This window comes from Massilia solisilvae, assembly GCF_024753215.1.
Classification (GTDB): domain Bacteria; phylum Pseudomonadota; class Gammaproteobacteria; order Burkholderiales; family Burkholderiaceae_D; genus Telluria; species Telluria solisilvae.
This window is the reverse complement of the sequence record NZ_JANUGV010000001.1, coordinates 388,417-413,938: the sequence shown is the minus strand read 5'-3', so window position 1 is coordinate 413,938 and position 25,522 is coordinate 388,417. Positions and strand designations below refer to the sequence as shown.

Sequence of the window (25,522 nt, the reverse complement as noted above, 5' to 3'; positions counted from 1 at the left end):
AGCTCGGCATGGGCCCCGGCTTTCGCCGGGGCGACGATGCTATTTACTTGAGGGTGGCGGCGGTGATGAAGGCCGGGCGGATGTCGTTGGGGACGTCCTTCATCTTGTCCAGCGCCTTCTGCACGTCCGGGCGGATGACGACGTACTTCTTCATCATCGCCTGGGCGCGGGCGTAGTCGCCGGTGGCTTCGATGGTCAGGAACTCGCGGTCGAGGTCGGCCACGGCCTGCTTGATCTTGCCAAAGTCGACCGAGAACGTGCCGTCGCCATGCGACACGAAGCCGCCGTGGTCAAGCAGGTAGTTCATCTGGATCGCCATGCCGCGCGCGTGCGAATCGGTCAGGCCGAAGTGCAGCGTGCGGAAAGCGGATGCCAGAAACGTGTTAAACAGTTTCCGCTCGGCCGCGGCGCCCTGCCCCAGCGTGTCCTTCAGCTGGCCCTTGTCCATCATGTACGACAGCGCCCACAAGCCGGTGATGTCGGCCTTGGCTTCCTCGATGGTCGAGTAGGCGTCCTTCAGGTCCTGGCGCGGCGTCGATTCCTTGCCGCCGCTTTTGGTGATGTGCGGGCCCAGCCCGTGCGTGATCTCGTGCGCGAGGATGTGGGTGAAGAACGAGTCGAAGTCCAGGTCCTTCTGGTCTTGCGCTCGCAGCACCAGCCTGGTGATCGGCTTGAGGGTGGAATCGAACTTCGCTTCCTGCACGTTCTTGAGCATCACGCGCTTCGAACCGCGCTGGCTGATGATGCGTTCGTCGTTGGGCAGGTTGTAGGCGGCGGTCTGCACGCCCATGTTGCCGTCGCCGGCACCATAGACCTCGTTCACCACCACCATCGGCGCCAGCGCGCCCACCTTCGGGTTGCGGTACTTGGCGTCGAGCGGCAGGTTGTCTTCCAGCTCCTGCATGTGCTTGCCGAAGAAGTTCAGCTTCTGCGTTTCCTTGGCGTCGCGGATGTTCACATACGCCTCGAAGGCGGCCTTGTAGCCGAACAGCTCGTCGTTGTAGGTCTCGTACGGGCCGATGGTCACGTCCACCGGCGAATCCAGGTCCATCCACGCGAAGTCCGAGGCCAGGTAATCGTTGGACAGGAAGGCGTCGGCGCGCAGGTTCAAAAACTTCCTGAGCGAGGCGTTGCCGGTGGCGGCGGCCGCTTCACGCAGCAGCCTGGCCAGTTTTTCCAGCTCCGGCTTGTACTCGTCGGAGTACTTCACAGTCTTGAACTTGCCGTCGCTGCCCTTGCGTATCACCGTGTAGAACCACTGCGCCTGCTCCTTCTGGTCGGCGGGCAGCGAATTCATCCACGCTTCGAGCTCCTGCCTGGTCGCGCCTTCCGGGTAGAAGTTGGCGGCGGCCGGCTTGGTGGCGGGGATGCGGATGCCGGCGTACTCGGCGGGCATGAAGGACTTGTTGTCGTCGATGATCGACCACGGGCCTTTGTTCAGCCAGAAGTAGTTGCGGCGAGCGGCGCCGAGCGCCGTCTTGTCCTTCTGGAGTGCGGCCCACAGCGCCTCGTTGCCAGACCAGCGCTGGCGCAGCTGCAGGGTGTCGACGATCTTGGCCGCTTCGATCAGCTTGGCGATCGCGATGCGGTCGCCGGCGGACAGCGACGCGGTGTCGGCGCGCAGCTCGGTGGGCGAAAAGCGCTTGGCCATCGCGTTCAGCTGCGGCACGTCCGGGGTGGCCGGTGCGGTGGCGGCAAAGGCAGTGCTCATGGCGGCTGCCAGCATGACGGGTGCGAGAATTTTTTTCATGGGTCCCTGGGTTAAGGATTGCAACCGGAGCATTGTAATCCTAACCACACCCAACAACGTCGTTCCCGGCCGCGCCGGAAACGACGGTTATTTGGCGGCGACTTGCGCGACAGCGGGCGAAGAAGCCTGCTGCATCCAGCCACCGCCCAGCGCGCGAGCGACCGCCACGGATGCGAGCAGCCGCTGGGTGGAGATCTGCACGCCGGCCCGATCCGCCGCCAGCGCGCTGCGCTGCGCATCGGTCACGTCCAGGTAAGTGGACACGCCACGCTCGTAACGCGCCTGCGCCACCACCAGCGCGCGATCGGCCGCCTGGCGCGCCTGCTCCTGCACCGCGCCCTGCTGCTGCCGCTGCTGCACGTCCGACAGCGCGTCTTCCACTTCGCGCAGCGCCGTCAGCAGGCGGCCCTGGTGGTTCGCCACCGCTTCGTCGTAGCGCGCCTTGGCAAGCGCCAGGTTGGCCTTGTTGCGACCACCGTCGAACAGCGGCAGCGACAGCGCCAGCGGACCGAATGAGAACTGGCGCGAGTCCGCCATCGTGATGTCGTGCAGGCTTTCGGAGGCAAAGCCGTAACGCCCGGTCAGCGACACCGACGGATAGAACGCGCCTTCGGCCACGCCGACCTGCGCATTGGACGCCTTCAGACCCGCCACGCTGGCGGCCAGATCCGGACGCTGGCCGAGCACGCTGGCCGGCAGGCCGACCGGAATCATCGGCGGCTGCGGCAGCTGGGCGCGCGGCGTGGCCGCCACCAGCGGCACGCTGGGCGAGGCGCCGACCAGCACCGACAGGCCATGCTCGACCTGGTTGCGCTGGCGCTGCACCTCGTGCAGGTCGGCCTCGGCGTTGGCGCGCTCGACGCGCGCGCGCGACACGTCCAGCTCATTGGTCAGGCCGGCGTTGAAGCGCGCTTCGACCAGCTGTTGCGCCTCTACCCGCGCGCCCGCGGCATCACGCAGGATCGCCAGTTCCGCGTCCAGCCCGCGCAGTTGCCAGTAAGCGCTGGCCACCTGGCCGGACAGCATGAGCATGACGCCGTCGCGGTCGTACTGCGCCGCCAGCGCCTGCGCGTCGGCCGCTTCCACCACACGGCGCACGCGGCCCCACAGGTCCAGCTCCCACGACAGCGAGCCGCCGAACGAGTACTCGTTGCCGGAAATGGAGCGATGGCCGAGCGCGATGCCTTGCGCGGTCTCGGCCGAGGTGCGCGAGTTCGCCACCGACGTGCTCACCGACACCTGCGGCGCCTGGCCCGCGCGCGACACGCCAAGCTGCGCCTGCGCCTGCAGCAGCCGCTGCGCGCTGGCCAGCACACTCGGGTTGTCGCGCAGCGCGCGCTGTTCGAGCGCGTTCAGGGTGTCGTCGCCGTACACGGTCCACCAGGCAGCCGGCAGGCGCGCGGCGTCGTTCTGCGTTGCGGCGTGGCGCCAGGTCGGGGTTTCCGCTCCCTGCGGGGCGACGAAGTCCTTGCCGACGGTGCCACATGCCGTCAGCGCGGCGGCGATGGCGAGTGCCAGGGTGGTGCGGACGAAAAGCTTGGTCATCATTGGTCCTTCATTTTTTTCGGCCATGGCCGACGCTGCGGCTTTCGCGAGCTCAGCATGGGTCCCCGCCTGCGCGGGGACGACGTTGTTTAGCGTCTGTTGTTCGTTCAATGTGCGCCGGGGGCGCCGCCGGGCGACTTCACTTTGTCGGCAAACCAGATCACGGCAATACAGCCGAGCAGCACCAGGCCAACGATCAGGAAGCTGTCGTTGTAGGCCATGACGTACGATTCGCGCCGCACCAGGTTGTCCACCACGCGCACTGCCTTGTTGGCGGCGTCCGCCGGGTCGATGCCGTTCGCGATGAAGTTCTGTGTCAGTCCGTCCAGGCGCTGCTGGGTCGTCAGCGAGTAGTCGGACACCGACTCGCCCAGCCGCGCCGAATGGAAGTGCTCGCGATTGGTGAGCGCGGTGGCCAAGAGCGCAATGCCGATCGAGCCGCCGAGGTTGCGGGTCATGTTGAACAGGCTCGATGCGGACGGCATGTCCTGCGGCTTGATGCCCTGCATCGCGAAATTCGACAGCGTGAGCATCACGAACGGCTGGCCGATGGCGCGGATCACCTGCGACACGATCAGCTGGTCATAGCCGGTGCTCGCATCCATGAACGCGTTCATCACGCACGAGCCGCCAAACATCAACAGTCCAAACGAGCACATGATGCGGTTGTCCACGCGCGAGGACAGCGCCGCCGCGAACGGCATCACGAGCAGCTGCGGAAAGCCCATCCACGCGATCACCTCGCCGATCTGCATCGGCGTGTAGTTGGCGATCTGGCCAAGGAACAGCGGCAGCAGGAACGACGAACCGTACAGACCCATCCCGATCACCGCCGACAGCGCGGTCGCGACGAGGAAGTTGCGATGCCCGTACAGCGAAAGGTTCACGAACGGGTGCGGGCGCCAGAAGCTCACCGCCACCCAGCCGAGGATGCCGAAGATGGCCAGCGCGGCGAAGGTCAGGATGAATCCCGACTCGAACCAGTCCTTGCTGTTGCCCTCTTCCAGGAAGATGGTCAGGCTGGCCAAGCCCAGCGCCATCAGCGCAATGCCGAGCCAGTCCGCGTCCACCAGCTTGGACAGGTCGAGCGGCTCACGGTCCATGCCCCACCACATGCCGGCCATGAGCAGCACGCCCGGCACCCAGTTGATGTAGAAGATCGACGGCCAGCCATACAGCTCGGTGAGGTAGCCGCCCAGCGTCGGCCCCATCGCCGGCGCCAGCGTGGCGGTCAGGCCGAACACGGCCAGGCCCACGGCGCGCTTGTTGGCCGGCAGGCGCGTCATCACCAGCGTCATCGCCATCGGGATCAGCGCGCCGCCGGTAAAGCCCTGCAGCATGCGGAACACGATCATGCTCGGCAGGTTCCAGGCTGCACCGCACAGGGTCGAGAAGAGCAGGAACAGCGCCGTGGTGCCGATCAGGTAGCGGCGCGCGCCGAAGGCCAGCGTGAACAAGGCGGTCATCGGGATCACGACAATCTCGGCGCACAGGTAGGCGGTGGAGATCCACGAGCCCTCTTCCTGCGTGGCCGACAGCGCACCCAGGATATCCTTGAGCGACGAGTTGGTGATCTGGATGTCGAGCACCGCCATGAAGGCGCCCAGCATGCCTGCCGCGACCGCAATCCATGTGCGCGCCCCGACCTTGCTTCCGACCGGCGGAGCGCCGGGGACGGCCGTGGGCAGGCTCTTGGTCGAACTGGTCATGGGCGTCCCTTAGTGCGCCGACTGCGACGACTGCTTGAGCGGCACTTCGGCCACCACCGACATGCCCGGCACCAGGCGCCCGGACAGGCGCTTCAGGTCCGCTTGCTCGAGCGTGATCTTGACCGGCACGCGCTGCACGATCTTGGTGAAGTTGCCGGTTGCGTTATCGGCCGGCAGCAGCGCGAACTGGTTGCCCGAGGCCGGCGAGAAGCTCTCCACATGGCCGACCAGGTGCTGCCCCGGCAGCGCGTCCACTTCCAGGTTCACCGATTGGCCCGGCTGCAGGCCGGCCAGCTGGGTCTCCTTGAAATTGGCGGTGACCCAGACGTTGTCCTCCACCACCGCGGCCAGCTGCTGGCCCGGCTGCACGCGCGCGCCCACTTCCACGCTGCGCTTGCCGATGCGGCCGGCTACCGGCGAGACGACCTTGTTGTAGCCGAGCTGCTGCTGCGCGTCCTTGAGCTGCGCCTGCAGCACCTTGACCTGCGCCTTGAGCACGTCGCGCCCGGCGCCGGCGGCGGCGATCTGCGCCTGCGCGGCAGCGGCGGTGTCGCGCCGTGCAGCCACGTCGGCGGCGGCGCTGGCGCGGGCGGCGTTGGCGGCGTCCACTTCGGCCTTGGACACGGCCTTGATCTGGTCGGTGTACAGCTGGCTGAAGCGCTCGGCATCCTGCTTGGCGCGCAGCGCCTGGGCCTGGGCCTGGGCCACCTGCGCCTGCGCAGCCTGGGCCTGGGCGCGGGTTTGCGCCAGCTGGGCGTCGGACTGCGCGATCTGCTGCTGCACGCTGGCGATCTGCGCCTCGATCTGCTCGATGCGCACGCGCTGGTCGGCCGGGTCCAGCTCGGCGATCGGGTCGCCCGCCTTGACCACCTGGTTGTCCTCCACCAGCACGCGCGTCACCACGCCGGCAATGCGCGAGGACACCGGGTGCACATGACCGGTGACGTAGGCATTGTCGGTCTCGACGTAATAATGGCTGCGGTACCACATGCGACCGCCGGCGGTCAGCGCAACCAGCGCGATCAGGCCAACGATCACCAGCACGCGCTTGTTCGGCGGACTCTTGCCCGCCGGCGCCGGCGCGCCGGGCGCAGCCTGCGCTGCGGGCTGGACCGCGGATAAGTTCTTTTGCTCGCCTGCGGCTTGCGTTTGTGCCATGGAACGACTCCAGAAAATGAAATGGTTTCGGCGCATTATTGGACATCCCGAACCGAAAGTCAAGAAATGAAACGATTGCATTTCATTCCTAATTGATCTAAAGTGCGGCCATGAGCAAACCATCGCAAGATTGCAGCAACGCTTGCCTCAAGGGGGCAGGCCGGCCCAAGGCAGCCGAGGTCGAAGCGCGCATGCACGACCTGATCGAGACGGCGGGCGCGCTATTCCTCAGCCAGGGGTACACCAAGGTCAGCCTGGAAGCGATTGCACGCGAGGCGCACGTAGCCGTGCGCACTATTTACGTCAAGTTCGGCGGCAAGGCCGGGCTGTTGAACGCCGTGATCCAGTCCCGCCGCGACCGCTTCTTCAACGTGCGCGACATGGCGACGGACAGCCGCCCTTTCAAGGAAATCGTGGACGATTTCGGGCGCCACTTCCTGGCCCTGCTGTGGGCGCCGGAAGCACTGTGCATGCAGCGCGTGATCATCGCCGAGGCCGCGACCAACCCGGAACTGGCCGAGACGTTCGAGAATGCCGGCCCCAAGCCGACCCGCGAGATGCTGAGCCGCTTCTTCGCGCGTCCCGACATCCGGGCCCAGCTGCGGCCCGACCTGCCGTTCGACGCGCTGCCGACCTTTTTGCTGAACTGCGTCGCGGGCGACCTGCTGATGCGCTTTTTGTCGCCGCAACCGAAACAATCGCCCGAGGAAATGCAGCGCGCCCTGGACGAGCGCTTGTCGCTGTTCTACCGGGCCGTGCTGAAAGAAAGCTGAGGTCTCTCTGCGGTCAATGTTAGTCATCGCACCGACACGCAGGGACCGCCCCGGCATCCTGAAGACCTTTACAGGAGGATGTCATGGACAACAAGATCAAGGCGGGGCGCCGCGGGGAGGCTGCATGAGCAAGTCGGCCCGCTACGAATGGCGCGACCAGCAGGCCGCGCTGCATGAGCGCATGAAAGGGTTCCTGGAAAATCCAGGCAAGGAACAACTCGACGCCGTGGTGGCCGAAATGCGGGCCTATGCCGCAGCCGCACAGTCGGGCAACATCGAAATTCCGCAGCGCTTCGTCAGTTTCAACTGATCGGGTCAAAGCGCCAAGAACCATGCCGCTCCGCGTTACGCCGGGCGGCATTTTTCTTGCCCGTCCGCGGAACAGCGCCGGATATTGTAGGGTGGGCAGGTCCTCCTGCCCACGCGTTCAAGCAGCGGATATTGGCGCCGACCTCCTTGCCAGCGCCGCCAGGTCCAGTTCACCGTCCCCCTGTTGCACCGCACGCTGCAGGTTGTCGCGCACCGCTTGCCCGGCTGCCATCCGCACACCCTTGTCACGCCCGGCATCGAGCGCCAGGTTCACGTCCTTCAGGCCCAGCGCCAGCTTGAACCCGGCCGGGCTGTAGCGCTCCTGCGCGATCATGCCGCCATACCCCTTGTACACGGGCGAGCCGGCAAACAGCGTGGAAGCCAGCAGGTCCAGGAAATCGGCCGGCGCGATCCCGTACGCCCGTGCCAGCGCGGACGATTCGCCCATCGCCTCGACCGCCAGCGCCAGCGTGAGATTGGCGCCCAGCTTGACCGCGTTGGCCTGTTCCGGCAAGTCGCCGAAAGGCCAGGTCTTCTGCCCCATCAGGTCGAAATACGGCTGCACCCGCTTGATCAGGTCGATCGGCCCGCCAGCGAGGATGTTCAGCTTGCCGGCCGCTGCCACGTCGGAACGGCCCAGCACCGGCGCGGCCAGGTAGCCGATGCCCTTTTCCGCATGCACCCGCGCCATCTCGCGCGCGAACTCGACCGAAACCGTGGCCATGTTCACGTGTACGCTGCCGGGCGCGAGCGCGTCGAACACGCCATCGTCATACAGCACCGCGCGCACGGCGGCGTCGTCGGACAGCATGGTGAACAACACGTCCACCCTGCCCGCGTCCGAAGCATTCGCGGCGCGCTGCGCGCCCTTGTCCACCAGTTCCTGCACCGGGCCGGGATTGCGGTTCCAGACCACCAGCGGCTCGCCCGCCTTCAAGAGGTTCGCCGCCATGCCCCGCCCCATGGCGCCCAAGCCAATAAATCCGATGCTCATCTATGTGCCTCCAAATACATGTTAGCGCGATTAGGCCAGCAATGATATGTGCCTGTCGCCGGGTAAGGGCAATTACCGGTCCCAGTTCCCGGTAACGTGCCTCGAAACAGCCCATTATGTCGTTGGCCGCACTGCTGACGCATCCCGCTGCTTCAACTATTTCCCCTGCAGCGCGACAACTGGCTGCCTGCCCCAACGGTGCGGAGCGCAAAGCCGGACATGCGTCACCAGGTCCATCTCCGAGAGGGCGACCGAGGCAGTTCGGATCCCTCACTCAATTGCTCATGAAGTGCTCTTGCCTAGGAAGGCGGTCCTTCCAATGGTGGCTAAGAGCATGGCCGGTGCAGAAATACGAACGTGGCGACGATCATGCTTTTCTTTCTCCGACTTAACAATTGATGATGAACTAAAACAATAGACGGCAGAGATCGCTAGCTGCGTTCCTCCCCCCCCGGAAATCACTTCCTGTCTTTGACAACGTAAACGTATAGCGGGGATCTCCCTGAAAAACCAACTTATAGTGTTTTCCGCTTTCACTTATCGAAAATCCCAGCTGTTCCAACTCGCGCTTCGTACGTCCATCCATACTTTGATAGTCGCGCAACAACATTTTAATCTGGTCGCGCAACCTCTCTCGCTCCGTTGGCACCGCATTTGCAAGCACGATTGAATACAAAATGTGTTGCCTTCTTCCATCGGGAGCCACCATAGACATCTGTGCATTCAATGCTTCGCGCACAATCTCGCGGATTTCCCCTTCATAGAAATCTCGTTCGCCGCCAAGGTCAAGCTGTAGGCCGCCACTGGGGTCACTCTGCGCGTCTATGTGTCGCAGTTCGCCCTTCAATCGAACAATCTCAGCTTCTGCGGCGGCAAGGGCTGCATCCTTTGCCCTATTTTCCTCTTCGAAAGCAGATACATACTCATCTACCGCCTTCGAGCCCGCGTCTTTGAGCGCATTAATGTGGCGGCGTGACTTCTGTTCTTTCACTGCCGCAAGAGTGCAACGAAGCAACGGCCTTCGATTAACCAAGGAACGCCTGACTTCTTCGAAGATCGCGCGTTCCAGTTCTCCGGCACTTATATTCTCTCGCTTAAAGAAGCTGCGACGACCGCCACCCTCAGGCCAGTACAAGGCAATAGTTCCGCCATAAACGTTGATCCCATCGACCGCCTTCATCAATTCTATTGAAAAGGCACGATTTGGCTCAACGACAACATGGGCCATGCCGAAAAGCAGTGCAGCCAAATTATTTGGATTAACGGCATAGTGGCCGTTAAATTGGCTAGACACATAAACAATCGGCAAGTAAGAGCTAACATCGCCATTAATGCACCTAGCCGCAAGCTCAACCTCGGAGGACGCCAAAACGATTGGCGCCACCGCCATTTTGAACTCGCCATCAACACCTCCACCAAGCTTGCGTAGAAGGGTTCGAATTAGAATCGGTTTTCTTGCCGCCGGAACTTTTGCTCGTGGATGCCTTGGTTCGCACTCAACTCGGACACTAATCCATTTGGAAACCGTTTGAGCAGCGAAGACGATGGTCGTGATCCATTCAAAGTCTTCTTCATCACGTCTATAGATTATCGCGACAGTACAAGCATCTGCCGCATCTTCGCGAATTGATTCGATAAACTCCAGACCTTCCGCGGCATCCCATACTTCGCCAGAACCTAAGCCCGTGAGATGCGCTGCATTGAATCGTGTGTGCGGGGAACCTGATATCCATTCCCGCACGGCCTCACATACGTCGTCCGCTATGACTGTCTCGGGCACTGGAAATTCTGTTGAAAACGACAGCATCACGCCTCCGGAAACCAAAAGTTGCCGGTGAGAATAGCATTTCTCCTATGTGCTGTGTAGGAATGCGGCTGTACGAACCAGAATTTTGTTCGGAGTAGTCGCCGATCAAAAAAACCGGGGCACGCGGCCCCGGTCTCGTCTGCAGCTGTGGAACGCTCAACGCTTGCGCGGCGGCGGCAGGTCGGTGCAGACGCCTTCGAAAGCTTCCGCGGCCATGCCGATCGACTCGCCCAGCGTCGGGTGCGGGTGGATGGTCTTGCCGATGTCGACGGCATCCGCGCCCATCTCGATCGCCAGCGCGATCTCGCCGATCATGTCGCCCGCGTTCGGGCCCACGATCGCGCCGCCGATGATGCGGTGCGTCTCGCTGTCGAACAGCAGCTTGGTGAAGCCCTCGGTGCGATCGTTCGCGGTCGCGCGGCCGCTCGCGGCCCACGGGAAGTGCCCCTTCTCGACAGCGATGCCCTTGGCCTTGGCTTCGTCCTCGGTCACGCCGACCCATGCCACTTCCGGATCGGTGTAGGCTACGGACGGGATCACCTTGGCGTCGAAGAACGCCTTCTCGCCATGCGCCGCCTCGGCCGCCACGTGCGCTTCGTGCACGGCTTTGTGCGCCAGCATCGGCTGGCCGATCACGTCGCCAATGGCGAAGATGTGCGGCACGTTGGTGCGCATCTGGCCATCGACCGGGATGAAGCCGCGGTCCGTCACCGTCACGCCAGCTTTGTCCGCGGCGATCTTCTTGCCGTTCGGGCTGCGGCCCACGGCCACCAGCACCATGTCGTACAGCTGCGGTTCCGGCGCAGTGCCGCCTGCTTCTGCCGACTCGAACGTGACCTTGATGCCTTCGGCCAGCGCTTCCACGCCAACGGTCTTGGTCTTGGTCATGATGCGGTCGAAGCGGTACTCGTTACGCTTTTGCCAGACCTTGACCGCGTCGCGATCCGCGCCCTGCATCAGGCCGTCCATCATCTCGACCACGTCGATGCGCGCGCCAAGGGTGGAGTACACGGTCGCCATCTCCAGGCCGATGATGCCGCCGCCGATGACCAGCATCTTCTTGGGCACCTGGCGCAGCTCGAGCGCGCCGGTCGAATCGACGATGCGCGGGTCTTCCGGCACGAACGGCAGCTTCACCACCGACGAGCCGCAAGCGATGATCGCCTTCTGGAACTGCACCACCTTCTTGCTGCCGTCAGCGCCAGTCACCTCGAGGTGGTTGGGGCTGACGAACTGGCCCACGCCCTGCAGCACGTTGACCTTGCGCGCCTTGGCCATGCCGGCCAGGCCACCGGTCATCTTCTTGATGACGCTGTCCTTGTAGCCGCGCAGCTTGTCGATGTCCACTTGCGGTTTGGCGAAGGTGACGCCATGGTCGGCCATGTGCGAGGTCTCGTCGATCACGGCGGCCACGTGCAGCAGCGCCTTGGACGGGATGCAGCCCACGTTCAGGCACACGCCGCCCAGGGTCGCGTACTTCTCGACCAGCACCGTTTCCATGCCCAGGTCGGCCGAACGGAATGCGGCGGAGTAGCCGCCGGGGCCGGCGCCGAGCACCAGCATCTCGCACTGGACATCCACGTTGCCGCTGTAGCTCGACGCCGTCGGTGCGGGAGCGGCAGCCGGCGCCGCGGGGGCGGCCGGCTTGGCCGGGGCCTGCGATTCGGTCGGGGCGGCGGCTGCGGTTGCGGCCGGCGCTGCCGGAGCAGCAGCGGCGGCGCCTGCGGTCTCTTCCAGGGTCAGCAGCAGCGAACCTTCGTTGACCTTGTCGCCAACCTTGATCTTCAGTTCCTTGACCACGCCCGCGTGGCTGGACGGGATCTCCATGCTGGCCTTGTCCGATTCGACGGTCGCCAGCGACTGGTCCACGCTGACGGTGTCGCCCGGCTTGACCAGCAGCTCGATGACTTCGACATCCTTGAAGTCGCCGATATTCGGGACTTTAACTTCGACAGTACTCATTGACTGGCCTCCCAATTACAGCAGCGTCTTGCGCAGGTCGGCCAGCACTTCGGCCAGGTAGGCGGTGAAGCGCGCGGCGCCGGCGCCGTCGATCACGCGGTGGTCGTACGACAGCGACAGCGGCAGCATCAGGCGCGGCTGGAAGCTTGATCCATCCCACACCGGCTTGATCGACGACTTGGACAGGCCCAGGATGGCCACTTCCGGCGCGTTGATGATCGGCGTGAATGCGGTGCCGCCAATGCCGCCCAGCGACGAGATGGTGAAGGTCGCGCCCTGCATCGCGGTCGGCGCCAGCTTGCCTTCGCGCGCCTGCGCGGACAGCTCGGTCATCTCGGCGGCGATCTGCGAAACCGACTTCTTGTCGGCGTCCTTGACCACCGGGACCACCAGGCCGTTCGGGGTGTCGGCCGCAAAGCCGATGTTGTAGTACTGCTTGACGATCAGGTTGGCGCCGGCTTCGTCGAGCGACGAATTGAACTGCGGGTACTTCTTCAGCGCGGTCACGCTGGCCTTGATCACGAACGCCAGCATGGTCAGCTTGGTCGCTTGCTTGGCCTTGGCGTAGGCGGCGTTCGAATCGACGCGGAACTGCTCGAGGTCGGTCACGTCGGCTTCGTCGAACTGCGTCACGTGCGGGATCATCACCCAGTTGCGATGCAGGTTCGGGCCGCTGATCTTCTTGATGCGCGAGAGCGGCACCAGTTCGGTCGGGCCGAACTTGGAGAAGTCCAGCGACGGCCACGGCAGCAGGCTCAGGCCGCCCACGCCTGCGCCGGCGGCGGCCGGTGCCGCGCCCGGCACGGCGGCGCCGGCCATGATGCCCTTGACGAAGTTCTGCACGTCCTGCTGGGTGATGCGGCCTTTCGGACCGCTGCCCGGCACGCGGGTCAGGTCCACGCCGAGTTCACGCGCGAACTTGCGGATCGACGGCGAGGCGTGCGCCTTGCCTGCCGGCGCGGTGGCAACCGGCGCGGCAGCAGCCGGTGCTGCGGCGACCGGTGCCGGCGCTGCGGTCGGTGCCGGCGTGGCTGCAGGCGCCGGTGCGGCGGCTGCGGGAGCGGCCGGCGCGGGGGCGGCTTCGGCTGCCGGCGCGGCCGCTGCGCCTTCGGCAGCTTCGACCATCAGGACCACGTCGCCCTGGTTGATCTTGTCGCCGACCTTGACCTTCAATTCTTTCACGACGCCGGCATGGCTGGAGGGGATCTCCATGCTGGCCTTGTCCGACTCCACCGTGATCAGCGACTGGTCGACCTTGATCGTGTCGCCAGGCTTGACCATCAGTTCGATCACTTCAACGTCCTTGAAGTCGCCGATATCCGGGACTTTGACTTCAACAATGCTCATGTTTTTTAGCTCCGTATTTTTGATCAGCTAAGAGTTTCGTCAGCAGCTGCACCGTCGTCCCCGCGCAGGCGGGGACGACGTGCTGCGGCCGCCGTTCAGCTCTTGAGCATTACTGGGTCACCGGATTCGGCTTGTTCGGGTTGATGCCGTACTTGGCCACCGCCTGCTGCACCACCGACGCCGAGATCACGCCTTCTTCCGACAGCGACTTCAATGCTGCCACGGTGATGTAGTAGCGGTTCACCTCGAAGAATTCGCGCAGCTTGGCGCGCGAATCCGAGCGGCCGAAGCCGTCGGTGCCGAGCACCTTGTAGTTGCGGCCCTTCGGCATGTACGCGCGGATCTGCTCGGCGAACAGGCGCATGTAGTCGGTGGTCGCCACGATCGGACCCGACGAACCGGCCAGTTGCTCGGTCACATACGGTACGCGCTGTTCCTCGTTCGGGTTAACCATGTTCCAGCGTTCGGCGTCCTGGCCGTCGCGCGCCAGCAGCGTGAACGACGGGCACGACCATACGTCGGCGGCGATGCCCCAGTCGTTCTTGAGCAGTTCGGCGGCGAAGATCGACTCGCGCAGGATCGTGCCCGAGCCCATCAGCTGCACGCGGTGCTTGGCGGCCTTGTCGCCTTCCTGGAGCAGGTACATGCCCTTGAGGATGCCCTCTTCGGTGCCCGGCTTCAGGCCCGGCTGCTCGTAGTTTTCGTTCATGATCGTGATGTAGTAGAACACGTCTTCCTGTTCCGCCACCATGCGGCGCAGGCCGTCATGGATGATCACGCCGATTTCGTGCGCAAAGGTCGGGTCGTACGGCAGGCAGTTCGGGATGGTCGCCGCGACCACGTGGCTGTGGCCATCCTCGTGCTGCAGGCCCTCGCCGTTGAGCGTGGTGCGTCCCGCGGTGCCGCCCATCAGGAAGCCGCGCGCGCGGATGTCGCCCGCCAGCCAGGCCAGGTCGCCCACGCGCTGCAGGCCAAACATCGAGTAGTACGTGTAGAACGGGATCATCACGCGGTTGTTCGACGAGTACGAGGTCGCCGCCGCGATCCACGAGCACATGCCGCCCGCTTCGTTGATACCCTCTTGCAGGATCTGGCCCGCCTTGTCTTCGCGGTAGTACATCACCTGGTCCTTGTCGACCGGCTCGTACAGCTGGCCCTGCTGGCTGAAGATGCCGATCTGGCGGAACAGGCCTTCCATGCCGAAAGTACGCGATTCGTCGACCAGGATCGGCACCACGCGCTTGCCCAGCGCCTGGTCTTTCAGCAGGGTCGAGATCACGCGCACGTAGGCCTGGGTGGTCGAGATTTCGCGGCCCGGCGCGGTCGGGTCGAGCACGGCCTTGAAGGCGTCCAGCGGCGGCACCGGCAGTTTTTCGTCAGCCTCGGTGCGGCGCTGCGGCAGGTAGCCGCCCAGGGCCTTGCGGCGCTCGTGCAGATACTGCATTTCGGGCGCGTCGTCGGCCGGCTTGAAGAACGGGATTTCCTTCAGCTTGTCGTCCGGGATGGGGATGTTGAAGCGGTCGCGCATCTCGCGCACTGCCTCGTCGTCCAGCTTCTTGGTCTGGTGCGCGGTGTTGCGCGCCTCGCCCGAGCGGCCCATGCCGAAGCCCTTGACGGTCTTTGCCAGGATGACGGTCGGGGTGCCCTTGTTGTCCTGCGCCTTCTTGAAGGCGGCGTAGATCTTGTGCGGGTCGTGGCCGCCGCGGGTCAGGCGCCAGATGTCGTCGTCGCTCATGTTGGCGACCATCTCCAGCAGCTTGGGATGCTTGCCGAAGAAGTGCTTGCGCACGTAGGCGCCGTCCTTGGCCTTGTAGTTCTGGTATTCGCCGTCCACGGTTTCCATCATCACGCGCATCAGGATGCCGTCCTTGTCCTTGGCCAGCAGCGGGTCCCAGTTCGAGCCCCAGATGACCTTGACGACGTTCCAGCCGGCGCCGCGGAAGTCCGCTTCCAGTTCCTGGATGATCTTGCCGTTGCCGCGCACCGGGCCGTCCAGGCGCTGCAGGTTGCAGTTCACGACCATGACCAGGTTGTCGAGCTGCTCGCGCGCGGCCATGCCGATCGCGCCCATCGATTCCGGCTCGTCCATCTCGCCGTCGCCGCAGAACACCCAGACCTTGCGGCCTTCGGTGTTGGCGATGCCGCGCGCGTGCAGGTACTTCAGGAAGCGCGCCTGGTAGATCGCCATCAAGGGGCCCAGGCCCATCGACACGGTCGGGAACTGCCAGAAGGTCGGCATCAGTTTCGGGTGCGGGTACGAGGACAGGCCCTTGCCGTCCACCTCGCGGCGGAAGTTGAGCAGTTGCTCTTCGGTCAGGCGCCCTTCCAGGAAGGCGCGCGCGTAGATGCCCGGCGAGCTGTGGCCCTGCAGGTACAGCAGGTCGCCGCCATGCTCTTCGGTCGGGGCGTGCCAGAAGTGGTTGAAGCCGATGCCCAGCATGTTGGCCAGCGACGCGAACGAGGCCAGGTGGCCGCCCAGGTCGCCGTCGGCGCGGTTGGCCTTGACCACCATCGCCATCGCGTTCCAGCGCATCCACGAACGCAGGCGCTCTTCATACTCCAGGTTGCCCGGGCAGTGCTCTTCCAGGTGCGCCGGGATCGTGTTGACGTAGGCGGTGTTGCTGGAGAACGGGATCAATGCCCCGCGACGGCGCGCCAGGTCAACCAGACGCTCCATCAGGTAGTGGGCGCGCTCCGGCCCTTCATTTTCAAGGACCGATTCCAGTGCGTCGAGCCATTCGTGGGTCTCGAGCGAATCCGGGTCGTTGGCGGCTAGCGCCGTCAACTGGTCGAGTTGAGCTGACATTGATGCGTCTCCTAGAGTTGGCGCCCCACCCGATCCGTGGTTGGCGGCGATTACAAATTTCAGTAAATACTTTGACAGGCTAAAAGTCCGCTGGATTCTAGCAGCAGCTTCTTCATTTTTCAAATTACGGTATTCGATTTCATAATGCGAAACAACATGCTGCGAATGCACAATATGGATCAAGGCATTGTGCTGTAGGGTGGGCGGGTCCCCCGCCCACGGGTTCAGGCGGCCGTTGTTTTGCCGCAGTGCGCAAAAAGGCGCGAACGCGGCGGTTTGTCTATATAAATGAGGAAATGGCTGTGCAGAGGCTGGTGGAACGCGTGGGCAGGATCTGCCCACCCTACCGGCGACGGCCCTTGGCACCGTACCCCGTCGATAAATATGACGCGCTTCCCTCGCGCGCGGCGCGCAATAGGGGGCGGAGCCTTATAATTTCGTTTTTGCCTAGTGAATCCCACCATGCCCGCCCAACTGATCGACGGAGTCAAACTTTCCCAACAACTGCGCGCCGAAATCGCCCAACGCGCGGCCGCCCTTACGGCCCAAGGCAAACAGCCCGGCCTGGCGGTGATCCTGGTCGGCGAAGACCCGGCCAGCCAGGTGTATGTGCGCAACAAGGTCAAGGCCTGCGGCGACGTCGGTTTCCACAGCGTGTTCGAAAAGTACGACGCCGACCTGACCGAGGCCGCGCTGCTGGAGCGCATCGAAGCGCTCAACAACGACCCGGCCATCCACGGCATCCTCGTGCAGATGCCGCTGCCGCGCCACATCAACCCGCAAAAGGTCATCGAAGCCATTTCCGTCAAGAAGGACGTGGACGGCTACTCGGTGATGTCCGCCGGCGAGCTGATGGCCAACTTGCCGGGCCTGCGCCCGTGCACGCCGTATGGCTGCATGAAGTTGATCGAAAGCACGGGTGTGGACCTGCGCGGCAAGCATGCGGTCGTCATCGGCCGCAGCAACACCGTCGGCAAGCCGATGGCACTGCTGCTCTTGCAAGCCAATGCCACCGTGACCATATGCCATAGCGCGACCGCCGACATCGGCTACCACACGCGCCAGGCGGACGTGGTGGTGGCGGCCGTCGGCCGCCGCAACACCCTCACCGGCGACATGGTCAAGCCCGGCGCGATCGTGATCGACGTGGGCATCAACCGCAACGACGAAGGCAAGCTGTGCGGCGACGTGGACTTCGACTCGGTGCGCGAAGTGGCCTCGTACATCACCCCGGTGCCCGGCGGCGTCGGCCCGATGACGATTACGATGCTGCTGATGAATACGCTGGAAGCAGCGGAACGCTGATCCGCTGCGGGGTTGTCCTGGCCATGCGAACGACGTTTGAACGCGTGGGCAGGAGAACCTGCCCACCCTACCGCCTCAACAGGTAGGGTGGGCAGCTCTGCTGCCCACGCGTTCAGACCAGGCATGCGGACCCGCTGCCCTTAAACGAAACAAGGAAGGAATCGTATGAACACGCAGACCAGCAATCCCCTCCTCGATTTTTCGGGCCTGCCCCGCTTCGACCAGTTCAAGCCGGAGCACGTGACCCCGGCCATCGAGCAGCTGATCGCCGACGCCAAGGCTGTCGTGCAGAAGCTGGAAGCGCCGATGGACATCGTCAGCTGGGACAACTTCGTGGTCCCGCTTGAAGAAGCGACCGAGCATCTGGGCCGCGCCTGGGGCATCGTCAATCACCTGAACAACGTGATGGACACGCCCGAGCTGCGCGCGACCTACAACGAAAACCAGCCGAAGGTGACCGAGTTCTGGACATCTCTGGGCCAGAACGAGGCACTGTTCGACAAGTACAAGATGCTGCGCTCGAGCCCCGAGTTCGTGAACCTGTCCGAGGCGCGCAAGCGCATCGTCGAAAACGCGTTGCGCGACTTTCGCCTGGGCGGCGCCGAGCTGCCGCCGGAGAAGAAGGAGCGCTTTGCCCAGATCCAGGAGCAGCACGCCGCCATCTCGACCCGCTTTTCGGAAAACGTGCTCGACGCGACCAACGACTACAAGCTGCTGGTCGAGAACGAAGCCGAACTGGCCGGCATTCCCGACGACGCCAGGCAGGCCGCGCGCGCTTCGGCTGAGCAGGACGGCAAGCAGGGCTGGCAGTTCACGCTGCACTTCCCGTCCTATTTTCCGGTGCTGCAGTTCGCCGACAACCGCCAGCTGCGCGAGACGATCTACCGCGCCAACGCGACCAAGGCGTCCGACGTGGGCGTGGTGTTCAGCGAGCTGGAAAAGTGGGACAACACCTCCAACATCGCCCAGCTCCTGAAGCTGCGCGACGAAGAAGCCAAGCTGCTCGACTACCGCAACTTCGCCGAAGTGTCGCTGGTGCCGAAGATGGCGCCCAGCCCCGAGCACGTGATCGAATTCCTTGAAGACCTCGCGCGCCGCGCCCGCCCATTCGCCGAGAAGGACCTGGCCGAGCTGCGCGAATTCGCGAAGAACGAACTTCAGATCGAGGACATGCAGGCCTGGGACGTGACCTACGCATCCGAAAAGCTGCGCGAGAAGCGCTATGCGTTCTCGGCACAGGAAGTGAAGCAGTACTTCCCCGAACCGAAGGTGGTGGACGGCCTGTTCAAGCTGGTCTCGTCGCTGTTCGGCGTCACCATCGCGCCGGACCAGGCGCCGGTGTGGCACCCGGACGTGCGCTTCTTCCGCATCGAGCGCGACGGCCAGCTGGTCGGCCAGTTCTACCTCGACCTGTATGCCCGCGCCGGCAAAGGCCAGGGCGCATGGATGGACGACGCGCGCGGTCGCCGCATCACCACGGGCGGCATCATCCAGACGCCGGTGGCCTACCTGACCTGCAATTTCACGCCGCCCGCCATGGTGGACGGCAAACCGCAACCGTCGTTGTTCACGCACGACGAAGTCATCACCCTGTTCCACGAATTCGGCCACGGCCTGCACCACATGCTCACCGAGGTGGACGAGCTGTCGGTCTCGGGCATCTCGGGCGTCGAATGGGATGCGGTGGAGCTGCCCTCGCAGTTCATGGAAAACTTCTGCTGGGAGTGGGACGTGCTGCAGCACCTGACCGGGCACGTGAAAACGGGCGAGCCGCTGCCGCGCGCGCTGTACGACAAGATGCTGGCGGCGAAGAACTTCCAGTCCGGGATGCAGATGCTGCGCCAGGTCGAGTTCTCGCTGATCGACATGCACCTGCACTACGACTTCGACCCGAACAGCGAGCGGACCGTCCAGCAGCTGATCGACGACGTGCGCAGCAAGTTCGCCGTGCTGGTGCCGCCCTCGTTCAACCGATTCCAACACTCGTTCGGCCATATCTTTGCCGGCGGCTATGCCGCAGGGTACTATAGCTACAAATGGGCTGAGGTGCTGTCGGCCGACGCGTACGCGGCTTTCGAAGAAGCCGTGGAAGCCGGCGGTGGCGAACTGACCGCCGAAACCGGCAAGCGCTTCCAGCGCGAGATCCTGTCGGTAGGCGGCTCGCGACCGGCGCTCGAATCGTTCAAGGCCTTCCGTGGCCGCGAACCGTCGATCGACGCGCTGATGCGCCACAGTGGAATGCATGAGCAATAAATGGCGGGATGGGTGAAATGGGACGCACAATCGCTGGAACATTGGCGCTGACACTGGCCGCACTCTTGTGCGCGGCCAGCGCTTGGGCGCAGGTGTACAAGTGGAAGGACGCCAGGGGCGTCATCCACTTCAGCGACACGCCGCCTCCATCGGCGCGCGAGAAGGCCGAGGTGAAGAACTACGGCGGGGATTCCGGTCCCGCGCTGCCGTTCGAGCTGGCCCAGGCCGCGCGCAACAACCCGGTCACGCTGTATTCGGCCTCGCCCTGCGGTCCGTGCGACCAGGCGCGCAGCTTCCTGCAGCGGCGCGGTATTCCCTACACCGAAAAAAGTATCGGCAACGCCGACGACCAGCAAAAGCTGAAGGAAGCCGGCGGCGACGGCCAGCTGCCCCTGCTGCTGGTGGGCCGCGCCAGACTGACCGGCTTTGCGGCCGGCGCCTGGAACGAGGCGCTCGATACGGCCGGCTATCCGGCACAATCGATCCTGCCGCGCGGCTACCAGTTCGCCACGGCGACGCCGGCCGCGCCACGCAAGCCGTCGCCCGTGGAGCTGGCCAAAGCCGAGGAAGCCGAGCGCGCCGCGAGGGCCGCGGCCGAGGCCGAGGAAAAGGCCAAATTCGCGCCCAAGCCCAAGCCCATCAACGGCACGCCCGATTTCCAGTTCTGACATGACGCGTATCGACTTCCACACCAATATCGCCGACAAGCTGACCTATGCCTGTCGGCTGGCGCGCAAGGCCTACGCCGCGCGCGCCAAGGTGGTGCTGCTGGCCGGGGACGCCGCCCAGGCCGCGCAGCTGAACGAAGCGCTGTGGACGATCGGCGACACCGATTTCATCCCGCACGTGATGGCGGGCGACCCGCTGGCCGGCGAAACGCCGGTGATCGTGGCTGACAGCGACGACGCGCCGCTGCCGCACCACGACATGCTGGTCAACCTCACACAACGCACGCCGGCGCACTTTGCGCAGTTTGCGCGCGTGTTCGAGATCATCTCCACCGACGAGCAGGATGCGGCTGCCGGCCGCAAGCGCTACGCGGCCTACAAAAAGCAGGACTATCCCCTCACCCACTTTGTCGCGGGACAGCCATGAACCACGATCAGGGTTTCGACGATTCCAGCATTCCCGTACTGACCGAAGTCGTACGCGAGACGCCGAGCGCGCCGGCATCGGCCGACGCGGCGGTGGCCGAAGTGGTCCTCGACGAAGCGCCGGCCGAGCCGGTCGCGGCGGCCGCAGCGCCTGCCGAAGTCGCGCCGGCGGCATCGCTGGAAGAGCGCGCGGCCACCGCGCTCAGCGCCGACGAATGGGGCGCGCTCGAGCTGCGGCTCACGGAGCACATCCTGGAGCACCTGCAGGGCCGGGTCGATTTCGTGCTGCAGCAGCGCCTGCGCGACAGCATGGCCGACGTGATGCAGCACGCCCTGGCCGGGCTGACCGAAGAGATCCGCAACGGGCTGTCGCAAACCATCGAGCAGATCGTCAGCCGCGCCGTGGCGCAGGAGCTGGCGCACCTGAAGACCTCACGGAGCTGACGCTCCACCCCTGTAAAAGCGTGCCAGTTCAAGTTTGACGCTGCATCCGGCTCAAGCTCAGCATGGGTCCCCGCCTGCGCGGGGACGACGGGTTGAGGGTCAACTTTCGCAGGTTTTCTCTTTGCTAACCCAGCAATTTGTTGTACCTTTTTTCGGTGCGTACAAAATGCCGGCGCCGCTCGCGCCTTGCTGTGATCAATCCATCCGGAGAATATCAATGCAGTCCACCACCAAGCTCATCCCCTTTGCCATTGCCATGGCCTTTGCCGGCAGCGCTGGCGCGCAGGAAGTCGTCAAGATCGGCCACGTCGCCCCGATTTCCGGCCCCAGCGCCCACCTTGGCAAGGACATGGAAAACGCCGCGCACATGGCGATCGACGAGCTCAATGCCAAGCCCTTCACCATCAACGGCAAGAAGGTCACGCTGCGGCTGCAGCCGGAAGACGACGGCGCCGATCCCAAGCAAGGTACCGCGGTCGCGCAAAAGCTGGTGGACGCGAAGGTCAACGGCGTGATCGGCCACCTGAACTCGGGCACCACCGTTCCGGCTTCGAAGATCTATAACGACGCCGGCATCCCCGAAATCTCGCCCGCCACCACCGCGCCGCAATACACGCGGCAGCACTTCCCGGGCGCGTTCCGCGTCGTCGCCAGCGACGAAAAGCTCGGCAGCATCCTGGGCAAGTACGCGGCCAACACGCTCAAGGCAAAGAACATCGCAATCATCGACGACCGCACCACCTATGGCCAGGGCGTGGCCACCGAATTCACCAAGGGCCTCAAGGGCACCAACGTCAAGGTCGTGGCCAAGGAGTTCACCCAGGCTACCGCCACCGACTACACCGCGATCCTGACCTCGATCCGCGCCAAGAAGCCCGATGTGGTCTTCTTTGGCGGGATGGACTCGGTGGCCGGCCCGATGCTCAAGCAGATGAAGGCGCTCGGCATCAACGCGCTGATGATGGGCGGCGACGGCATGTGCACCGAGGCGCTGCCGCGCCTTGCGGGCGATGCGGTCGGCGAAGGCCGCGTGATCTGCGCCGAAGCCGGCGGCGTGAAGGGGCCGCAGGAAAAGGTGATGGACGACTTCCGCGCGCGCTTCCAGAAGCGCTTCGGGGTGGGCGTGCAGCTGTATGCGCCGTATGTGTACGACGCCGTGATGGTGATGGCACAGGCCATGCAGAACGCAAAGTCGGCCGAACCGGCCAAGTACCTGCCCGAGCTGAAGAAGATCAAGTACGAAGGCGTGACCGGCACCATCCAGTTCGACCAGAACGGCGACCTGAAGGACGCGCCGCTGACGCTGTTCACGTACAAGGGCGGCAAGAAAACCAAGATGGACGTGATCCGCTGAACGGAACCCAGGCACGTGGTCCCGGCGAGGCCGGGACCCATAACCCCTTCGCACAACCGCGGCGCCGGCCCCGAGCCGCATGGCCGGACAGTCAGCATGGGTCACGGCGGGGCCGCCGAGGATTCGCCGGGACGACGTATCGCCTTGCGGGCACGAGCGGACAAAACAAAAGCGCGCGGCACCTTGCGGTGCGGCGCGCTTTGTCGTTATGAGCCTGCGCTTATTTCTGCGACAGCACCCACTTGACCAGCGTGTGCGCCTCGGCCTCGCTCACCTGCGGGTTGGCGGGCATCGGCACCGGGCCCCAGACGCCCGAACCGCCCTTCATGACCTTTTGCACGAGCTTGGCCTCGGCATCCTTCTGGCCTGCGTACTTGGCGGCGACGTCCTTGTAGGCGGGACCCACCAGCTTGTTGTTGATGGCGTGGCACGCCATGCAGTTCTTGGCCTTGGCCAGTGCGGCCGCGTCCTGCGCAAAGGCGCTCGTCGTGGCCAGGGCCGACAGCGCGGCGATAATCATCAGGGACCGTTTCATCGTGTATCTCCAAAAAGGGATGTTCCACATTCTAGCGTGTTTCACCGCGCCGGCGCGGTGTCGACACAGCCTGTAACGACTGAAACAGAGGCGGCGTTGACGCCACACCTCTGTACCAGAATTTTGCCATGTAACACTTCCAGGCGGTAATATGATTTTCCATAAGGAGTTTTTATGCCGCTGATCCTCTTAATTGTCGCGCTGGTTGCCCTGCGTTTTTTCGAAGTCTGGCGTTTTGCCGAGCTGTCGTGGTGGTACATCGTGGGGCTGATGGTGTTTGCCTTCATCTGGTTCGAGTTCATCGAAAAGATGCTCGGCCTGGACAAGAAGAAGGAACACCGCGACCACGACAAGCGGCGCAAGGAACGCATCAAGAACAGCTTCGACAAGCGCTGAGCGTCGCGATCTTCCTGCGCTGGTTGGACGCGTGGGCAGGAGACCTGCCCACCCTACCGCGACCGCACCCGTAGGGTGGGCGGGTCTCCCGCCCACGCGTTCAACGGACATCAACCCGTCACCGCGCCCCGGCTCGCACTGGCCGCCAGCGCGCCAAACTTGGCCAGCACCCCGCGTGTGTAGCGCGGTGCCGGTTGCGTCCACGCCGCGCGGCGGCGCGCGATCTCCTCGTCCGGCACATTCAGCTGGATCAGCTGCCGGTGCGCGTCGATCGTGATCGAATCGCCTTCGCGCACCAATGCGATAGTGCCGCCTTCGAAGGCTTCCGGCGCCACGTGCCCGACCACCATGCCCCAGGTCCCGCCCGAGAAGCGCCCGTCCGTGATCAGCCCCACCGATTCGCCCAGCCCCTTGCCGATCAGCGCCGACGTCGGCGCCAGCATCTCGGGCATGCCCGGTCCGCCCTTGGGGCCGAGATAGCGCAGCACCAGCACGTCCCCGGCACGGATGCGGTCGCCCAGGATCGCGTCCATCGCGCCCTGCTCGTCGTCGAACACGCGCGCCGGCCCCGTGATGGCGGGATTCTTCAGTCCCGTGATCTTGGCCACGCAGCCGTCCGGCGCCAGGTTCCCCTTCAGGATCGCGAGGTGGCCTTCGGCGTACAAGGCGCGCTCCAGCGGGCGGATCACGTCCTGCCCGTCCGCCGGCCGTGACGGCACATGCGCCAGTTCCTCCGCCAGCGTGCGCCCGGTGATGGTGATGCAGTCGCCATGCAACAGGCCCGCATCGAGCAGCAGCTTCATCACCTGCGGGATGCCGCCGGCCTGGTGCAGGTCGGTCGCCACGTACTGGCCCGAGGGCTTGAGGTTGCAGATGACCGGCACCCGGCGCCGCACGCGCTCGAAGTCGTCGATGGACCACTCGACCTCGGCCGCGTGCGCGATCGCCAGGTAGTGCAGCACCGCGTTGGTCGAACCGCCGGTGGCCATGATGACCGCAACCGCGTTCTCGATCGACTTGCGGGTGATGATGTCGCGCGGCTTGAGGTCGCGCTTGACCGCTTCCACCAGCACCCGCGCCGACTGCGCGCTGGACGCGACCTTCTCCTCGTCCGGATTGGCCATCGTCGAGGAGTACAGCAGCGACATGCCGAGCGCCTCGAACGAGGACGACATCGTGTTCGCGGTGTACATGCCGCCGCACGAGCCGGTGGACGGGCAGGCGTTGCGCTCGATGCCGTCGAAGTCTTCGCGGCTCATGCGGCCGGCGCTGAACTCGCCCACCGCTTCAAAGGCCGAGACGATGGTGAGCACCTTGTCCTTCCAGTGCCCCGGCTTGATGGTGCCGCCATACACGTAGATGCCGGGCACGTTGGTGCGCGCCAGCGCGATCATCCCGCCCGGCATGTTCTTGTCGCAGCCACCCACCACGACCACGCCGTCCATCCACTGGCCGTTGACGCAGGTTTCGATGCAATCGGCGATGACCTCGCGCGAGATCAGCGAGTACTTCATGCCCTCGGTGCCCATCGACATGCCGTCCGAGATGGTCGGCGTGCCGAACACCTGCGGATTGGCGCCGCAGTCCCGGATGGCGGCCACCGCGGCGTCGGCCAGTTTCTGCAGGCCGGAATTGCAGGGGGTGATGGTGGAATGGGCGTTGGCCACGCCGATCATCGGCTTGTCGAAGTCTTCCTTGCGGTAGCCCATGGCGTAGTACATCGAACGGTTCGGGCTGCGGGCAACGCCTTCGGTGACGTGGCGCGAACGGCGGTTGTAGCGGGGCTGGTCGGGCATGGCGGGCTCCTCAAACGCGATTCAGGCCAGCATGCCGCGCAAGGCAAGGCAGGTCAAACAGCGGTGATTCGTGCCTGTGATATGCTGATTAAATCACCGAACCGTAAATTAGTCGAAACACATATCAACGTCGTCCCCGCGCAGGCGGGGACCCATGGACAAGTTGAGCAGTGGCACAAGAGCCG

The 25,522-nt window shown here is 64.5% G+C and carries 20 protein-coding genes; 9 read left to right on the top strand and 11 right to left on the bottom strand.

Annotation, left to right across the window (positions count from 1 at the left end):
* Nucleotides 1-43: 43 nt before the first annotated feature.
* The 4 genes from NX773_RS01765 to NX773_RS01750 all read right to left on the bottom strand — a co-directional run bounded on the left by NX773_RS01765 (nucleotide 44) and on the right by NX773_RS01750 (nucleotide 6,162).
* Nucleotides 44-1,750 (bottom strand): DUF8614 domain-containing protein, encoded by a 1,707-nt coding sequence (locus tag NX773_RS01765; protein WP_258854683.1) that lies wholly within the window; start codon nucleotides 1,748-1,750, stop codon nucleotides 44-46.
* An 87-nt stretch (nucleotides 1,751-1,837) separates the two neighbouring features.
* A complete protein-coding gene (locus NX773_RS01760) occupies nucleotides 1,838-3,298 on the bottom strand; it encodes an efflux transporter outer membrane subunit (protein ID WP_307728421.1) in 1,461 nt (486 codons plus the stop codon).
* Between the two features lie 104 nt (nucleotides 3,299-3,402).
* Nucleotides 3,403-5,004 (bottom strand): DHA2 family efflux MFS transporter permease subunit, encoded by a 1,602-nt coding sequence (locus tag NX773_RS01755; RefSeq protein ID WP_258854682.1) that lies wholly within the window; start codon nucleotides 5,002-5,004, stop codon nucleotides 3,403-3,405.
* A 9-nt stretch (nucleotides 5,005-5,013) separates the two neighbouring features.
* Nucleotides 5,014-6,162 (bottom strand): HlyD family secretion protein, encoded by a 1,149-nt coding sequence (locus NX773_RS01750; RefSeq protein ID WP_258854681.1) that lies wholly within the window; start codon nucleotides 6,160-6,162, stop codon nucleotides 5,014-5,016.
* A gap of 110 nt (nucleotides 6,163-6,272) precedes the next feature.
* Here NX773_RS01750 and NX773_RS01745 point away from each other — a divergent pair, with 110 nt between their 5' ends.
* Nucleotides 6,273-6,935, top strand: coding sequence for a TetR/AcrR family transcriptional regulator (locus NX773_RS01745; protein WP_258854680.1), 663 nt, complete (start codon nucleotides 6,273-6,275; stop codon nucleotides 6,933-6,935).
* 124 nt (nucleotides 6,936-7,059) lie between these two features.
* Nucleotides 7,060-7,245, top strand: a complete 186-nt coding sequence (locus NX773_RS01740) for a hypothetical protein (protein ID WP_258821306.1) — start codon at nucleotides 7,060-7,062, stop codon at nucleotides 7,243-7,245.
* Between the two features lie 117 nt (nucleotides 7,246-7,362).
* Here the strand turns inward: NX773_RS01740 and NX773_RS01735 are convergent, their stop codons facing one another.
* From NX773_RS01735 to aceE, 5 genes are all read right to left on the bottom strand, one after another.
* Complete coding sequence (locus NX773_RS01735) at nucleotides 7,363-8,238, bottom strand: NAD(P)-dependent oxidoreductase (protein WP_258854679.1); 876 nt, start codon at nucleotides 8,236-8,238, stop codon at nucleotides 7,363-7,365.
* Between the two features lie 406 nt (nucleotides 8,239-8,644).
* Nucleotides 8,645-10,045 carry a hypothetical protein gene (locus tag NX773_RS01730; protein ID WP_258854678.1) on the bottom strand — a complete coding sequence of 467 codons (1,401 nt, stop codon included), beginning with the start codon at nucleotides 10,043-10,045 and terminating at the stop codon, nucleotides 8,645-8,647.
* Between the two features lie 156 nt (nucleotides 10,046-10,201).
* Complete coding sequence (gene lpdA / locus NX773_RS01725; protein WP_258854677.1) at nucleotides 10,202-12,007, bottom strand: dihydrolipoyl dehydrogenase; 1,806 nt, start codon at nucleotides 12,005-12,007, stop codon at nucleotides 10,202-10,204.
* Between the two features lie 15 nt (nucleotides 12,008-12,022).
* Entirely contained in the window at nucleotides 12,023-13,354 is a 1,332-nt protein-coding gene (gene aceF, locus NX773_RS01720) for a dihydrolipoyllysine-residue acetyltransferase (RefSeq protein ID WP_258854676.1), read from the bottom strand.
* A gap of 109 nt (nucleotides 13,355-13,463) precedes the next feature.
* Nucleotides 13,464-16,160 carry a pyruvate dehydrogenase (acetyl-transferring), homodimeric type gene (gene aceE / locus NX773_RS01715; protein ID WP_258854675.1) on the bottom strand — a complete coding sequence of 899 codons (2,697 nt, stop codon included), beginning with the start codon at nucleotides 16,158-16,160 and terminating at the stop codon, nucleotides 13,464-13,466.
* Between the two features lie 462 nt (nucleotides 16,161-16,622).
* Here aceE and folD point away from each other — a divergent pair, with 462 nt between their 5' ends.
* From folD to NX773_RS01685, 6 genes are all read left to right on the top strand, one after another.
* Complete coding sequence (gene folD, locus NX773_RS01710; protein WP_258821312.1) at nucleotides 16,623-17,465, top strand: bifunctional methylenetetrahydrofolate dehydrogenase/methenyltetrahydrofolate cyclohydrolase FolD; 843 nt, start codon at nucleotides 16,623-16,625, stop codon at nucleotides 17,463-17,465.
* 165 nt (nucleotides 17,466-17,630) lie between these two features.
* Nucleotides 17,631-19,718, top strand: coding sequence for a M3 family metallopeptidase (locus tag NX773_RS01705; RefSeq protein ID WP_258854674.1), 2,088 nt, complete (start codon nucleotides 17,631-17,633; stop codon nucleotides 19,716-19,718).
* A 17-nt stretch (nucleotides 19,719-19,735) separates the two neighbouring features.
* Nucleotides 19,736-20,386, top strand: coding sequence for a glutaredoxin family protein (locus NX773_RS01700; protein WP_258854673.1), 651 nt, complete (start codon nucleotides 19,736-19,738; stop codon nucleotides 20,384-20,386).
* Between the two features lies 1 nt (nucleotide 20,387).
* Nucleotides 20,388-20,813 carry a DNA polymerase III subunit chi gene (locus NX773_RS01695; RefSeq protein ID WP_258854672.1) on the top strand — a complete coding sequence of 142 codons (426 nt, stop codon included), beginning with the start codon at nucleotides 20,388-20,390 and terminating at the stop codon, nucleotides 20,811-20,813.
* Nucleotides 20,810-21,256 carry a DUF2486 family protein gene (locus tag NX773_RS01690; protein WP_258854671.1) on the top strand — a complete coding sequence of 149 codons (447 nt, stop codon included), beginning with the start codon at nucleotides 20,810-20,812 and terminating at the stop codon, nucleotides 21,254-21,256. Before NX773_RS01695 ends, NX773_RS01690 begins: the two co-directional genes overlap by 4 nt.
* 217 nt (nucleotides 21,257-21,473) lie before the next feature.
* Nucleotides 21,474-22,610 carry a branched-chain amino acid ABC transporter substrate-binding protein gene (locus NX773_RS01685; protein WP_258854670.1) on the top strand — a complete coding sequence of 379 codons (1,137 nt, stop codon included), beginning with the start codon at nucleotides 21,474-21,476 and terminating at the stop codon, nucleotides 22,608-22,610.
* A gap of 220 nt (nucleotides 22,611-22,830) precedes the next feature.
* On the opposite strand, the gene NX773_RS01680 is transcribed toward NX773_RS01685, so the two are convergent.
* Nucleotides 22,831-23,145: a c-type cytochrome gene (locus tag NX773_RS01680; RefSeq protein ID WP_258821317.1), complete on the bottom strand. Its 315-nt coding sequence runs from the start codon at nucleotides 23,143-23,145 to the stop codon at nucleotides 22,831-22,833.
* 174 nt (nucleotides 23,146-23,319) lie between these two features.
* On the opposite strand from NX773_RS01680, the gene NX773_RS01675 reads away from it, so the two are divergent.
* Nucleotides 23,320-23,541, top strand: a complete 222-nt coding sequence (locus tag NX773_RS01675) for a TIGR04438 family Trp-rich protein (protein ID WP_258821318.1) — start codon at nucleotides 23,320-23,322, stop codon at nucleotides 23,539-23,541.
* A gap of 110 nt (nucleotides 23,542-23,651) precedes the next feature.
* Here the strand turns inward: NX773_RS01675 and ilvD are convergent, their stop codons facing one another.
* Entirely contained in the window at nucleotides 23,652-25,337 is a 1,686-nt protein-coding gene (gene ilvD, locus NX773_RS01670) for a dihydroxy-acid dehydratase (protein WP_258854669.1), read from the bottom strand.
* Between the last annotated feature and the right edge of the window lie 185 nt (nucleotides 25,338-25,522).

What these genes read in the sequence shown, in the direction of transcription:
- NX773_RS01700 (WP_258854673.1), top strand. Translation starts at nt 19,736, where the DNA reads ATGGGACGCACAATCGCTGGAACATTGGCGCTGACACTGGCCGCACTC.
- NX773_RS01735 (WP_258854679.1), bottom strand. Translation starts at nt 8,238, where the DNA reads ATGAGCATCGGATTTATTGGCTTGGGCGCCATGGGGCGGGGCATGGCG.
- NX773_RS01730 (WP_258854678.1), bottom strand. Translation starts at nt 10,045, where the DNA reads ATGCTGTCGTTTTCAACAGAATTTCCAGTGCCCGAGACAGTCATAGCG.
- NX773_RS01755 (WP_258854682.1), bottom strand. Translation starts at nt 5,004, where the DNA reads ATGACCAGTTCGACCAAGAGCCTGCCCACGGCCGTCCCCGGCGCTCCG.
- aceE (WP_258854675.1), bottom strand. Translation starts at nt 16,160, where the DNA reads ATGTCAGCTCAACTCGACCAGTTGACGGCGCTAGCCGCCAACGACCCG.
- ilvD (WP_258854669.1), bottom strand. Translation starts at nt 25,337, where the DNA reads ATGCCCGACCAGCCCCGCTACAACCGCCGTTCGCGCCACGTCACCGAA.
- NX773_RS01690 (WP_258854671.1), top strand. Translation starts at nt 20,810, where the DNA reads ATGAACCACGATCAGGGTTTCGACGATTCCAGCATTCCCGTACTGACC.
- NX773_RS01675 (WP_258821318.1), top strand. Translation starts at nt 23,320, where the DNA reads ATGCCGCTGATCCTCTTAATTGTCGCGCTGGTTGCCCTGCGTTTTTTC.
- NX773_RS01760 (WP_307728421.1), bottom strand. Translation starts at nt 3,298, where the DNA reads ATGATGACCAAGCTTTTCGTCCGCACCACCCTGGCACTCGCCATCGCC.
- folD (WP_258821312.1), top strand. Translation starts at nt 16,623, where the DNA reads ATGCCCGCCCAACTGATCGACGGAGTCAAACTTTCCCAACAACTGCGC.
- NX773_RS01695 (WP_258854672.1), top strand. Translation starts at nt 20,388, where the DNA reads ATGACGCGTATCGACTTCCACACCAATATCGCCGACAAGCTGACCTAT.
- NX773_RS01705 (WP_258854674.1), top strand. Translation starts at nt 17,631, where the DNA reads ATGAACACGCAGACCAGCAATCCCCTCCTCGATTTTTCGGGCCTGCCC.
- NX773_RS01680 (WP_258821317.1), bottom strand. Translation starts at nt 23,145, where the DNA reads ATGAAACGGTCCCTGATGATTATCGCCGCGCTGTCGGCCCTGGCCACG.
- NX773_RS01740 (WP_258821306.1), top strand. Translation starts at nt 7,060, where the DNA reads ATGAGCAAGTCGGCCCGCTACGAATGGCGCGACCAGCAGGCCGCGCTG.
- NX773_RS01750 (WP_258854681.1), bottom strand. Translation starts at nt 6,162, where the DNA reads ATGGCACAAACGCAAGCCGCAGGCGAGCAAAAGAACTTATCCGCGGTC.
- aceF (WP_258854676.1), bottom strand. Translation starts at nt 13,354, where the DNA reads ATGAGCATTGTTGAAGTCAAAGTCCCGGATATCGGCGACTTCAAGGAC.
- NX773_RS01745 (WP_258854680.1), top strand. Translation starts at nt 6,273, where the DNA reads ATGAGCAAACCATCGCAAGATTGCAGCAACGCTTGCCTCAAGGGGGCA.
- NX773_RS01765 (WP_258854683.1), bottom strand. Translation starts at nt 1,750, where the DNA reads ATGAAAAAAATTCTCGCACCCGTCATGCTGGCAGCCGCCATGAGCACT.
- NX773_RS01685 (WP_258854670.1), top strand. Translation starts at nt 21,474, where the DNA reads ATGCAGTCCACCACCAAGCTCATCCCCTTTGCCATTGCCATGGCCTTT.
- lpdA (WP_258854677.1), bottom strand. Translation starts at nt 12,007, where the DNA reads ATGAGTACTGTCGAAGTTAAAGTCCCGAATATCGGCGACTTCAAGGAT.